General features: G+C 55.3%; 10 protein-coding genes and 1 tRNA gene. 5 read left to right on the forward strand and 6 right to left on the reverse strand.

Features of this window, described 5'->3' with window-relative positions:
- Positions 1 to 184: 184 nt before the first annotated feature.
- The 6 genes from C0623_05315 to C0623_05340 all read right to left on the reverse strand — a co-directional run bounded on the left by C0623_05315 (position 185) and on the right by C0623_05340 (position 5,923).
- Positions 185 to 260 (reverse strand) — tRNA-Ala (locus C0623_05315).
- Between the two features lie 103 nt (positions 261 to 363).
- Positions 364 to 1,671 (reverse strand): guanine permease, encoded by a 1,308-nt coding sequence (locus C0623_05320; protein ID PLY01480.1) that lies wholly within the window; start codon positions 1,669 to 1,671, stop codon positions 364 to 366.
- Positions 1,672 to 1,944: 273 nt separating this feature from the next.
- The gene (locus tag C0623_05325; protein PLY01481.1) at positions 1,945 to 2,289 is read right to left on the reverse strand and encodes a cupin domain-containing protein; all 345 of its coding nucleotides are present in this window, start codon (positions 2,287 to 2,289) and stop codon (positions 1,945 to 1,947) included.
- Positions 2,290 to 2,384: 95 nt separating this feature from the next.
- Positions 2,385 to 3,038 carry a hypothetical protein gene (locus tag C0623_05330; GenBank protein ID PLY01482.1) on the reverse strand — a complete coding sequence of 218 codons (654 nt, stop codon included), beginning with the start codon at positions 3,036 to 3,038 and terminating at the stop codon, positions 2,385 to 2,387.
- Positions 3,039 to 3,084: 46 nt separating this feature from the next.
- Complete coding sequence (locus C0623_05335) at positions 3,085 to 3,978, reverse strand: phosphoribosylaminoimidazolesuccinocarboxamide synthase (GenBank protein PLY01488.1); 894 nt, start codon at positions 3,976 to 3,978, stop codon at positions 3,085 to 3,087.
- A 4-nt stretch (positions 3,979 to 3,982) separates the two neighbouring features.
- Entirely contained in the window at positions 3,983 to 5,923 is a 1,941-nt protein-coding gene (locus C0623_05340; protein ID PLY01483.1) for a hypothetical protein, read from the reverse strand.
- A gap of 189 nt (positions 5,924 to 6,112) precedes the next feature.
- Here C0623_05340 and C0623_05345 point away from each other — a divergent pair, with 189 nt between their 5' ends.
- The 5 genes from C0623_05345 to C0623_05365 all read left to right on the forward strand — a co-directional run bounded on the left by C0623_05345 (position 6,113) and on the right by C0623_05365 (position 11,721).
- Positions 6,113 to 7,156 (forward strand): rod shape-determining protein, encoded by a 1,044-nt coding sequence (locus tag C0623_05345; GenBank protein ID PLY01484.1) that lies wholly within the window; start codon positions 6,113 to 6,115, stop codon positions 7,154 to 7,156.
- 200 nt (positions 7,157 to 7,356) lie between these two features.
- The gene (locus C0623_05350; protein ID PLY01485.1) at positions 7,357 to 8,175 is read left to right on the forward strand and encodes a rod shape-determining protein MreC; all 819 of its coding nucleotides are present in this window, start codon (positions 7,357 to 7,359) and stop codon (positions 8,173 to 8,175) included.
- Positions 8,175 to 8,702, forward strand: a complete 528-nt coding sequence (gene mreD, locus C0623_05355) for a rod shape-determining protein MreD (protein ID PLY01486.1) — start codon at positions 8,175 to 8,177, stop codon at positions 8,700 to 8,702. Before C0623_05350 ends, mreD begins: the two co-directional genes overlap by 1 nt.
- Before the next feature lie 5 nt (positions 8,703 to 8,707).
- Positions 8,708 to 10,624, forward strand: coding sequence for a penicillin-binding protein 2 (gene mrdA, locus C0623_05360; GenBank protein ID PLY01489.1), 1,917 nt, complete (start codon positions 8,708 to 8,710; stop codon positions 10,622 to 10,624).
- A complete protein-coding gene (locus C0623_05365) occupies positions 10,624 to 11,721 on the forward strand; it encodes a rod shape-determining protein RodA (protein PLY01487.1) in 1,098 nt (365 codons plus the stop codon). Before mrdA ends, C0623_05365 begins: the two co-directional genes overlap by 1 nt.
- Positions 11,722 to 11,815: the final 94 nt, after the last annotated feature.

Here is an 11,815-nt window from a genome sequence, read left to right on the forward strand (position 1 = left end):
AAATATAAAGGAGGGGTTATGGCTTTAATAGAATGTAAAGAGTGCTCAGGACTACTACAGCTTAGTTAATCACACAAGGTATTTAGTGGGGTTCATTGTAGTAAGTTGTTACCTATTTTGTTACCCAAGCTGCATTTAAAAGAAAAGGACTTACAGCGAAAAGCCGTAAGTCCTTGTTTTTTAATGGTGGAGCTAAGCGGGATCGAACCGCTGACCTCTTGAATGCCATTCAAGCGCTCTCCCAGCTGAGCTATAGCCCCGTGAAACGAGAAAGATTTATAGCAAACGCGGTTCCCACTGTCAATACTATTTAGCATGACCAGGGTTTTTGCTCGTGTCGGTCCCGATCTGCCGGAGTCCTCTCTAAAACAGTTTCGACAGATACGGTTCTGCCAGGCTGATGGCCGAAAGAATCGCTGCGCCGATCAGGAACGGGTCACACTCCTTGATGCGGCCGATAAAGAGGCGGATCAGAACGTAGGAGACGAAACCGAAGGCGAGGCCATTGGCGATGGAGAAGGTTAGCGGCATCAGGATGAAAGTGAGAAAGGCCGGGGCGGCATCGGCGAAATTGTAGAAGTCGATCTGGCTGATGCCGCGCATCATGAACACGCCGACGATGATCAGGGCCGGGGCGGTGGCGAACCCGGGAACGACGCCGATCAGCGGGGTGAAGAGAACGGCCAGTAAAAAGAAGGCCGCCGTGAAAACGCTGGTCAGGCCGGTCCGGCCGCCATCGGCGACACCGCTGGCCGACTCGATATAGGTCGTGGTTGTGCTGGTACCGAGCAGGGCGCCACCGACCGTGGCAACCGCGTCGGCAGTCAGCATCCGCGGCAGTTTCTCGATCTCGCCTTTTTCGTCGGCCATACCGGCCTCCCGACAGACAGCCAGCATGGTGCCGAGTGAGTCGAACAGGTCAACGAACATGAAGGAGAAGATGGCCGAGAGGAGCGCCAGACTCAGTGCGCTACCGATATCGAGCTGAAAGGCGATCGGTGCCGGTGAGGGGGGTACGGCAATGATTGCATCCGGCATCGGTACCAGTTGGAAGATGATGCCGGCAACGGTGGTGGCGATGATCGAAAGCAGAATCGCTCCCTTGACCTTGCGGATTTCAAGAATGATCGCCAGCAGCAGGCCGCCGAGGCCGAGCAGGGCCTGCGGTGTGAACGTTCCGAGGCCGACGATAACGGCATCGTTCTGGACGATAATGCCGAGATTCTTGAGACCGATAAAAGCGATGAACAGACCGATCCCGACCGCCGCCGAAACGCGGAGCGACTGTGGGATTGCCTTGACAATCTTTTCACGGACTCCGACCCAGGTCAGGATCAGGAAGAAGATGCCGGAGAGGAAGACGACGCCGAGGGCGGTCTGCCAGGCAATCCCCTGGTCGAGGACGAGCGAATAGGTGAAAAATGCATTCAGGCCCATACCGGGCGCCATCATCAGCGGTGCGTTGGCCCATAATGCGATCAACAGGGTGGCGCCGGCCGCGACCAGGCAGGTGATCGTGGTCAGGGCGCCCTTGTCCATGCCGGTGGCCGCGAGAATACCGGGATGAACAAAGATGATGTAGGCGGCGGTCAGAAAGGTGGTCAGACCGGCAATCGCCTCGGTCCGGACGGTGGTGCCGTGTGCTTTCAGTTTGAACAAGTTCTCCAGCATATACCCTCTCCTCGGTTCATGGTGTTTTATTTTGAGTGGTATAGCATATTTTACGAGGATGGAAAAGAAGGGGCGACATGGAGAGGGCAGGTTTCAGGTCTTTAGGTACCAGAAATCAGGAGTCAGGTCTGGATCTATTGGTTTATCCGAAGCCCCGAAGCCTCACATCCGATAGTGCACAAGCGAAAGGGCGGGGACAGTCCACGGAGGAACAGTCCCCGCTTTTTGCTCTTGCTTTTTCTGGTTACTGATCACTGCCAACTGAATACTGATTTATTGCGTCTTAAACAGCGTCAGAAGCATCTTGAACCGTTTGTTGGCCTGAACCTTGTGCGCGATGCCGCCCGGCATCAGCATGATCTCTCCTGCCTTGACAATTTTCGGCTCGCCGCCGATCGCGATTTCGGCTTCACCGTCGAGAATATAGACAAAGGCGTTGAAGGGGACGGTGTGCTCGGAGAGACCCTGGCCGGCGTCGAAGCTGAACACGGTCAGGGTGCCGATCTCCTCCTGCAGCAGGGTGCGGCTGACGACGGCGCCGTCCTGGTAGTCAACCATGGCGGCCAGTTCGGTTGGGGTTGCGCCTTCAATTCCGGGAGTCAGTTTTTCGCGTGTCATATCGTTTCTCCTTTTTGTTTATTGATTTATCAAAAGGATAACGGTTTCGACGCCGGAGGTAATTGACCCGCATCAAGAAAGCGGTTGTTATTCGATTATCGAATCTGATCAAAAAAGATGGTGATATGCTGCTTCAGGGCAAGGCTGCTGGCGTTATTGACTGCATGGAAGAGGGCGTTTTTCGCTTCGACCAGGTCGTTACGCCGAAAATGGGCCAGCGAGGCATGGTAGTAGATCCGGGCCTGGTGGTCGTAGTCGGGCGCTGATTTGAGCGCCTCGCTGAACAGGAAGAGGGCGTCGTCCGGTTGACCCGACTGCAGGAGAATCATCCCCTCGAGATCAGCCCGCTGTGACGGGTCGGCCAGTTGGTCAAGATGGGCGCGTGCCCTGTTGAGTTTGTTTTTATCCCGGCATTGAACCAGGCCGAGCCGGTAGTGGATTCTCTCACGCTGTTCGTGCCCGGGCGGCAATCGGTCGAGGCCGAGTTCATAGACGCGCTCCGCCTCGGCGAAATCCTGCAAAAACTCAAAAACTTCGGCCTGCTGCAGGTAAAGGTTGCCTTCCATGGGATTATAACGGATCGCTTCTGCAAACTTCCGGACCGCGGTCGCGTAATTCCCGATCGACACACTTCTCAGTGCTTCTTCGTGCAGGGTCGCCGATCGTTTCGGATCGGGCGGCGGCAGGGTGGCGCAGGCGTTGAGCAGGAGCACCGCGAGGAGAATTATTCTGATTGAAGGCTGAATCATCTTCGTCTATTGAATGGAAAAGGCCGAGCGAGTCGGCCTTTGTCTGTTATCCCAATTTTATTCCGGCGATCCGGAAAAGCGCCTCGCGGTACTTTTCCGAGGTTTTAGCGATGATATCGTCCGGCAGCGGCGGCGGCGGTGCGACCTTGCCCCAGTCCAGGGTTTCGAGGTAGTCGCGGACAAACTGCTTGTCGAAGCTCATCTGCGGCCCGCCCGGCTGATATTGATCCTTCGGCCAGAAACGCGAGGAATCAGGTGACAGGGCTTCATCGATCCAGATCAGTTCGCCATCCATGAGGCCGAACTCGAACTTGGTATCAGCGATAATGATCCCTTTTTCATCGGCAATCGAACGGGCCCGTTCGTAAATCGCAATCGATGTGTCGCGGACTTTTTCGGCCATCTCGCGCCCAATCAGCTTGATCGTCTCATCGAAGGAGATGTTTTCGTCATGCTCACCGAGTTCGGCCTTGGTCGACGGAGTGAAGATGGTCTCCGGCAGAATTTCGCTCTCCTGCAGACCCTTTGGCAGCGGGATGCCGCAGATAGTGCCTGTCTTCTGGTAATCCTTCCAACCGGAGCCGGAGATGTAACCCCGGACAATGCATTCGACCGGTAGCGGCTCGGCTTTCCTGACCAGCATGCTGCGGCCTTCGAGCAGCGCCCGGTACTGATGCGTTTCGGCCGGGAAGTCGTCGACCTCGGTCGATACAATATGGTTCGGAATGATATCCACCATCTGGTCGAACCAGAATTTTGAAAAGGTGTTGAGGACCTGGCCCTTGTAGGGGATGCCCTGGTCCATAATCACATCGAAGGCCGAGATGCGGTCGGAGGTGACCATCAGCAGATGCTCACCGAGATCGTAAATTTCACGGACCTTGCCGCGGTTGACCAGCTTGAGGTCGGCGAATTCAGTTTGCATGACAACCGGAATCATCATTCTAACCCTCTTCCAGCAGTTGGTTGATAAAGGGAGCAGCCGTGATTTCCGCTTCTTCCTTAAGCTCTGCAACCCGCGCGTCAAGGACCTCGCGGCGCATCGTGTTGCTGACGGTCTCGCGGAGCTGCTCACGTTTTTCTGCCGTTAGCTCGCTCATGTCGGCGGGCTGCTTCTCTTTCAGTTGGGCAACCACGAAGCGATCGCCGAGTTCATAGACATCGGGGGCGATCCTGTTCTCTTCGCTCAACTCGAAAGCTTTTTCCGCCAGCTTTTCGGCATTGCCGATTCGTGGGACAAAAGCACCGTAAGACTGGGCAAAGAGGCCGGTCTCTTCGAACTTGACATCCGCTTCTTTGGCGAGGGATGAGAACTTCTTGCCTGCTTGCAGGCCGGCAAGGATCTTTTCGGCAGCTTTTTTTGCGAGCCCGATACTTTCACTCTTGCGATAGGCTTCTTCCACTTTCTTTTTGACGGCGGAAAATTCCGGAATATGACTCTCCTCGCGTTCCTTGAGCGAGATCAGGTAAATCCCCGATCCGGTCCGGACCGGGCGGGCCAGTTCCCCTTTTTCAAGAGCGAAGGCTGCGGTCAGCAAAGCGGGATTCTGCTCGATGCCGTCGCCCGGTTTTTGCCGATCAAACAGGCCGGTCTCCTTGACGCCGAGATCATTTTCGGCCGCCGCTTTTTCGAGATCTCCGGTCTTGCGGTTGATGTTGTAGGCGTCCATCGCTTTTTCGAAGGCGACCCTGACTGCACCATCCTTTTTTAACCCGGCCTTGACATCGTCAAGGACCTCGGCGAGCGGCTTTACCCCTGGCTCGATGTAACCATTCATCTTTATGATATGGAATCCGAACGGACTTTCAACGATATCGCTGATCTTGCCAGGTTTGAGAGCGAAGGCGGCCTGTTCGAATGCCGGGACCATGGTGCCGCGGCTGAAGTACCCGAGGTCGCCGCCCTTGGCAGCGCTGCCGGTATCGTCGGAATACTGGCGTGCAAGTTTGGCAAAATCTTCACCCGCTTTTGCTTGTTCGAGGACTTTTTCGGCAAGTTTCCGCTTCTCAGCGCGGACATCTTCCTCGGCATCTTTTTCTACCTTGATCAGGATGTGCGCTGCATCGACCTGCTCTTCGATTTCGTACTTGTCAAGATTGCGTTCGTAGAATTTATTGATAGCAGCCTCATCGACGGGAACTTCATCGACGTAGCGGCCCGGTTCAAAAAGCAGGTAGCGGAGAGCGATCCGGGTCGGGATCTGGAACTGCTCCCGGTTCTGGTTGAAATATTCTTCGAGGTCGCCATCCTGGACCTTGACTTTGCTTTCAAAGCTTGCCGGAGCAAGGCGGACAAAGCTGAGATTGACCTTGTCATTCTGCTTGCGGAATTCGGCTTCGACATCACTCTCTTCAACCGTGACCGCGTCCATTATTTTTTCTTCGACCTTGTCGACGAAAAGGGTTCTCTCCTGACTCGTTTCAAAATCTTCCGGAGAGATCCGCTGGTAGTTGAGCACCTGCAGATAGGTGGCACGGTCAAAAACGCCATCTTTCTGAAACTGGGGAATTTTCGAGATTGAATCGACCATCTCCTGTTCGGAAACTTCGATGCCGAGCCGTTTGCCTTCCTGTTCGAGCAGAACCTGGCGGATGAGCTGGTTGATTGCTGCCTTGCCGAGGTTGAGCTGTTTTTCCATCTCGGCATTGAACCGATCGCCATAGAGGTTTTGATAGAATTGGTAGAGATTGCGATGGGCGTTCTGGTATTCCTGAACCCCGATGTCGGTCCCGTTGACGGTTATGGCAACTGAACTGCCATCCGAGGCCCGGTCACTCCCCCTGCCCCAGACGAGAAAGATGGTGCCGACAAAGGTCGCAATGATGCCCCAGAAAACGAATTTAACGAGGACGGATTGCTGTTTTTTTCTGATCAGATCTAGCATCTGTTAAGACTCTCCTTGGTGTCAATTTTACGTGCTGCGCAACAGGGCGCCATGTTAGACAATCAGGGGGGTAAATGCAATAACTTTTTCGGTTTTCTCGCTTGCAATGAAGAACCGATTTTGGTAGTGTGAACAGCATTTTACGGGACTATGGAATTCCCGTATTCGAGTTGAAGGAGAGACGCTTAAATGGCGAATTTATTTGACGCAGTCTGGGGGTTGTTTTCCAACGACCTGGCGATCGACCTCGGAACTGCAAATACACTTGTTTATTCCAAGGGTGAGGGGATCGTCGTCAGTGAACCCTCGGTCGTCGCGGTGCAGAAGGATTCGATGGGCCAGCGCAAGGTGCTCGCCGTCGGCATGGAAGCGAAGAAGATGCTCGGCCGGACCCCCGGCAGCATTATCGCGATCCGTCCGATGAAAGACGGGGTTATCGCCGATTTCGATATCACCGAGGAGATGCTGCGCTATTTTATCCAGAAGGTTCATAATCGCAAAACCCTGGCCCGGCCGCGGATCGTTATCTGCGTCCCGTCCGGCATTACCCAGGTTGAGAAGCGGGCCGTTCGCGAATCAGCCGAATCGGCCGGAGCCCGTGAAGTCTACCTGATCGAGGAACCGATGGCGGCTGCGATCGGAGCGGGCCTGCCGATTACCGAGGCGTCGGGCAACATGATTGTCGATATTGGCGGCGGCACCACCGAGGTTGCGGTTATTTCCCTTTCCGGGATCGTTTATGCCAAGTCGGTCCGCGTTGGCGGTGACAAGATGGACGAGGCAATCGTTCAGTATATGAAACGGAAGTACAATATGCTGGTCGGCGAACGGACGGCCGAACAGATCAAGATCGAGATCGGTTCGGCGTATCCGGACGAAACCGAATCAACCATCGAAATCAAGGGGCGTGATCTGGTTAGCGGTATTCCCAAAACCCTCGAATTGAACGCGACCGAGATCCGTGAGGCACTCTCCGAACCGGTCAATGCGATCACCGAGGCGGTCCGCATCGCCCTTGAACGGACACCGCCGGAGCTGGCGGCCGATATCGTCGACAAGGGCATTGTTCTGGCCGGCGGCGGAGCGATGCTTCGTAATCTTGACCTGCTGCTGCGCGAAGAGACCGGCCTCCCGGTGGTAATCGCCGAAGACCCTCTCTCCTGTGTTGTCCTCGGTTCCGGCAAGGTGCTGGATGAACTCGATTTGCTCAAACGGGTCGCGGTCGCATCATAAGGCTGATCGACAATCGTCAACCTTGGCGTTTTCGACGGGTGGCGGTTGCGCTAAAACGGCAGGCGGATTAATCTCCCGATCCCGGGCATCGGACGCCTTGCTCCCGGAGTTTCTGTTCAGTCTGAGTGCGTAAAACAGATAAGAGGGCCAGAACCGGCCCTCTTTTTTACTTGTTTTTTTATTAACACGGAGAGCTCCAAATGCTGGAACTCCTCAGGCGTTTTCGCCGGCCAATTCTTGTTTTTTTCATGATTCTGGCAGCGCTGTTGCTTTATTCGGCAAACTTGCGGCGCGGCGGTACGTCAACCTTTTTTGAACGTTCTGTTCTTCAACTCACCTCACCGCTGCACAAGGCCCTTGATGTTGTCTGGAAAGGGGCCGCAGATACCTGGTCCCGTTATCTCTGGCTGGTCGACACCGAGCGCGACAACGAAGCGCTGATTGATGAAAACCGCAAGCTGAAGGCCGAACTGGTCCGTTTCGATGAGGTTCGCCTGGCCAATCAGCGGCTGCGCAAGCTGCTCGATTTTAAGGAAGAGGTTCAACTGCCGCCACTTCCGGCCCAGGTGATCAGTGAAGACGCATCGAGCTGGTTCCGGACGGTGGTGATCGACAAGGGGATGGATGACGGCGTGCGCGAAGGGATGGCGGTGGTGGTTGCCGAAGGTGTCGTCGGCCGGACCATCCGGGTCTCTGCTCATCACTCGACGGTCTTGCTGATTACCGATGCCTCGTCGGCGGTCGCGTCTCTGGTTCAGAATACCAGGACGCGTGGCATCTGCAGGGGCGAGGGGACTGAGTTGACCCTCGACTATGCCCTGCGCCTGGCTGCAATAAAAGTTGGTGACCGGATCGTCACTTCCGGAACCGGCGGCGTTTTTCCGAAAGGGCTGGTTGTCGGCAATGTCACTTTGATCGAGAAGGGCGAGTACGGCCTTTTTCAGAATGTGACCGTGACTCCGAGCGTCGATTTTTCCCGGCTTGAGGAGGTCCTGGTGCTGCTCAGGGAGGGGCCGTGATGCGCATCGCCATCTATTTTCTCCTCGGCCTGCTCTTTATGTTGTTTCAGACAGTCTTTTTTCCGCGGCTGTTCCCGATTTATATCAAGCCGGACCTGTTGCTGATTCTGGTCGTCTATCTCGGCGTCAATGAACGCTACGGATCGGGTGGTCTCCTGGCCTACACTTTTGGCTGTCTGCTCGATGTGTTTGCCGGCAGTTTTATGGGGATGTATGGTCTGACCTTTCTGATCCTGTTTTTCACGGTTCGCGGCACGGTCAGTTTTTTCAATTCGGAGAATCCGCTGCTGCTGCTGTTCCTGGTGTTCTGCGGGACCCTGGTTGAAGCGGCGTTGCTGATTCTGTTCGGTTTCATGGCCCAGGCCGGTGACCTCTGGCTGATTGTGATCCGCTGGATCGTTCCACAGGTCGTGGTTAATCTTCTGGTCGGTGGGTTGTTGCTGTTTCTGGCAACCCGTATGCAGCGGCGTTTTCCCCGTTTCCAAATCCCCGGTCTGAGCCGGCTCAATGAAGGTTATGATCGATGAGTACGATGAAGGTCAGAACGCGCTGGGTCGATCTGCCCAGGCTGAAAAACCGGTTTATTGCCATAACCGTGGCCGCCATCGTCATTTTCGGAATCCTGTTGCTTCGTCTCTGGTATCTGCAGATCATCAGTGTTGACCAGTACCGGCTACTCTCGGAAAAAAACCGGATCCGCTATCTTCCGGTGGCGGCAGAGCGGGGCCCGGTTTACGATGCTTCCGGAGAGTTGCTGCTCGACAACCGGCCCGGTTTTACGGTTGCTGCTCTGCGTCAGGAAGTTGATGACAGCGGCGAGATGTTGAATCGTCTGGCGGACTATCTCGATGTTGATCGTGAACAGTTGTTGGAGCGCTGGCAGGCTGGCAAGCGGTTTCCTAGGTATCGGCCGGTGCCGCTGGCGGTTGATGCCGGACGCGACACGATCGAACGGATCCAGGAAAACTCGATCAACCTCCCCGGCATCCTCACCCTGGTAACGCCGATTCGCTCCTATCCCTACAATGAGCTCGCTTCACACATCTTCGGTTACCTTGGCGAGATTACCGAAGACGAGCTCCGTTCAGACGAATTCAGCGATTATCGGGGCGGTGATTTTGTCGGACAAAACGGTATTGAACGCCATCTTGAAAACTACCTGCGTGGGCGCGAGGGTGAACGGCTGCTTGAAGTTGATGTTAAAGGCAAGGAACTCCGCATCCTTAAAACTCTTGAACCGGAGCCGGGCCTGAAAACCTTTCTGACCCTGGATAAGGAGATTCAATTGGCCGCCGAGGAAGCGATCGGTGACCAGGCCGGGGCAGCGATTGCCCTCAATGTCCGGACCGGTGAAATCCTGGCGATGACCAGCAAGCCTTCTTTTGATCCGGCTCTGTTTGCCCGCGGGATTACCAATGATGAATGGATTGCTCTGCTTCAGGACGAGCGCCATCCGCTGCAGAACAAGGCGCTGCGCGGACAGTATCCGCCCGGTTCGACCTTCAAGCTGGTTTCCGCCCTGGCCGCTCTCGACAGCGGACTGGTTGATGCTGATTATACGGTCGACTGTACCGGCCGGATTAAGGTCGGGCCGCGTGAATTCCGCTGCTGGAAGAAGAAGGGGCATGGTGAGACCGACCTGAAAAAGGCGATTCGTGAAAGTTGCGATGTCTGGTTTTACGATGTTTCACTCAAAATCGGGATTGATCAGATTGCGCGGATTTCCCGGGAACTCGGCCTCGGCAGCACCAGCGGTTACGCGCCGGCCCGTGAACGTTCCGGATTGATTCCGGATAGCGCCTGGAAAAAACGGCGCTTCAATGATCGCTGGTATGATGGTGAAACGGTCATTGCCGCGATCGGACAGGGGTTCGTTCTCACGACGCCGATGCAACTCGCCGTGATGACGGCAGCTATTGCCAACGGCGGCCAGGTGTTGCGTCCTTATGTTATCTCCCGGGTCGAGGATTTTAGCGGCAATATTGTTTTTGCGAATGGCCCGGAGATTGTGCACACGGCCGACTTGCGACCGGAAGACATCGAACAGCTCAAGATCGGGCTTGAGGCTGTGGTCAACGAAAGAAAAGGGACCGGCTGGGCAAGTCGCCTCAAGGATGTCCGGGTCGCCGGAAAGACCGGGACCTCCCAGGTTATCCGGATGAAGGATGACGACGAAGAGGAAAAAACGAATGATGAGGATATTAAGTACAAGTTTCGTGATCATGCCCTGTTTGTTTCCTATGCGCCGGCGACAGATCCGGAAATCGCTATTGCTGTTGTGATCGAGCATGGCAGCCACGGCAGCACGGCCGCGGCTCCGGTCTCGAAAGCGATTCTCGAAGCTTATTTTGCCGGCAAAAAAGAGAATGCCCGGGACGATGGTTCGATAGCGGTCGCCGGGCCGGCCGAAGCCGTCGTTGTGAATGCTGATGCGGAGGACCGGAACTGATGTTTGATCGACGGTTACTGACACATTTTGACTGGGTTCTCCTGTTGCTGGTCTGTACCTTGACCGGAATCGGGATACTGAATATGTATAGTGCGACCTCGACCTGGAACGAGGCGGTGACCCCGGTTTATGTCAAGCAGTTCTACTGGCTCTGTATGGGACTGGTAATTGCGCTCACGATCTCACTTGTCGATTACCGCAAGCTTGAATACTTTGCAGTTCCTCTCTATGTCGTTAACGTCTTGCTGCTGATTGCGATCTTTATCGTCGGCAAGAAGTCGATGGGGGCGACCCGGTGGCTTGATCTCGGTTTTTTCAACCTGCAGCCGAGTGAAGTTATGAAGCTGGTCATCATCATTATCTTCGCCCGTTTCTTCAGCATCAGGGACCAGATCCTCGGTTACAACCTGAAGGAGTTGATGACCCCCTTCGCCCTGCTCGGCGTGCCGGTGCTGCTGATCATGAAACAGCCTGATCTCGGAACTTCGATGCTGGTTATTTTCATCGCCGGCACGATGGCCCTTTTTGCCGGAATCCGCCGCCGGACTCTCGGCGCTCTCGGGGTCTTGGGTATGGCCGCAGCGGCCGGTGGCTGGTTTCTGCTGCGAGATTACCAGAAACAGCGGATCCTGACCTTTATCAACCCTGAACGCGACCCTCTCGGGGCCGGTTACCATATCATTCAGTCGAAGATTGCGGTCGGCAGCGGCGGTCTTCTCGGAAAGGGGTTCATGGAGGGGACGCAGTCACAGCTCTCATTTCTGCCGGAGCGCCACACCGATTTCGCTTTTTCGGTTTTTGCCGAAGAGTGGGGCTTTGCCGGCAGTTTGATCCTGCTGCTGCTTTACCTGCTGCTGATCGCCTGGGGAATCTATATCGCCCGGCGGGCGAGCGACCATTTTGGCATGTATCTGGCGCTCGGAGTGACGGCAATGCTGTTCTGGCATATCGTGGTCAATCTCGGCATGGTTATCGGTCTTCTTCCGGTCGTCGGCGTGCCATTGCCGCTCTTTTCATACGGCGGTACGAGTATGGTGACGACGATGATCGGGATCGGGATCCTGCTCAATGTCAGTATGCGCCGCTTCATGTTTTAGTACGAAGTAGAAACCCCCGTCCTCTGGACGGGGTCAGAGACCTTTGGCTTTGCCAAAAGGGCTCATGGCAATCCATATTCAGGTGTTGTTCCCG

The sequence above is a fragment of the Desulfuromonas sp. genome, assembly GCA_002869615.1.
GTDB lineage: Bacteria > Desulfobacterota > Desulfuromonadia > Desulfuromonadales > UBA2294 > BM707.

What these genes read in the sequence shown, in the direction of transcription:
- C0623_05325 (PLY01481.1), bottom strand. Translation starts at nt 2,289, where the DNA reads ATGACACGCGAAAAACTGACTCCCGGAATTGAAGGCGCAACCCCAACC.
- mrdA (PLY01489.1), top strand. Translation starts at nt 8,708, where the DNA reads ATGAAGGTCAGAACGCGCTGGGTCGATCTGCCCAGGCTGAAAAACCGG.
- C0623_05365 (PLY01487.1), top strand. Translation starts at nt 10,624, where the DNA reads ATGTTTGATCGACGGTTACTGACACATTTTGACTGGGTTCTCCTGTTG.
- C0623_05340 (PLY01483.1), bottom strand. Translation starts at nt 5,923, where the DNA reads ATGCTAGATCTGATCAGAAAAAAACAGCAATCCGTCCTCGTTAAATTC.
- mreD (PLY01486.1), top strand. Translation starts at nt 8,175, where the DNA reads ATGCGCATCGCCATCTATTTTCTCCTCGGCCTGCTCTTTATGTTGTTT.
- C0623_05330 (PLY01482.1), bottom strand. Translation starts at nt 3,038, where the DNA reads ATGATTCAGCCTTCAATCAGAATAATTCTCCTCGCGGTGCTCCTGCTC.
- C0623_05320 (PLY01480.1), bottom strand. Translation starts at nt 1,671, where the DNA reads ATGCTGGAGAACTTGTTCAAACTGAAAGCACACGGCACCACCGTCCGG.
- C0623_05350 (PLY01485.1), top strand. Translation starts at nt 7,357, where the DNA reads ATGCTGGAACTCCTCAGGCGTTTTCGCCGGCCAATTCTTGTTTTTTTC.
- C0623_05345 (PLY01484.1), top strand. Translation starts at nt 6,113, where the DNA reads ATGGCGAATTTATTTGACGCAGTCTGGGGGTTGTTTTCCAACGACCTG.
- C0623_05335 (PLY01488.1), bottom strand. Translation starts at nt 3,978, where the DNA reads ATGATTCCGGTTGTCATGCAAACTGAATTCGCCGACCTCAAGCTGGTC.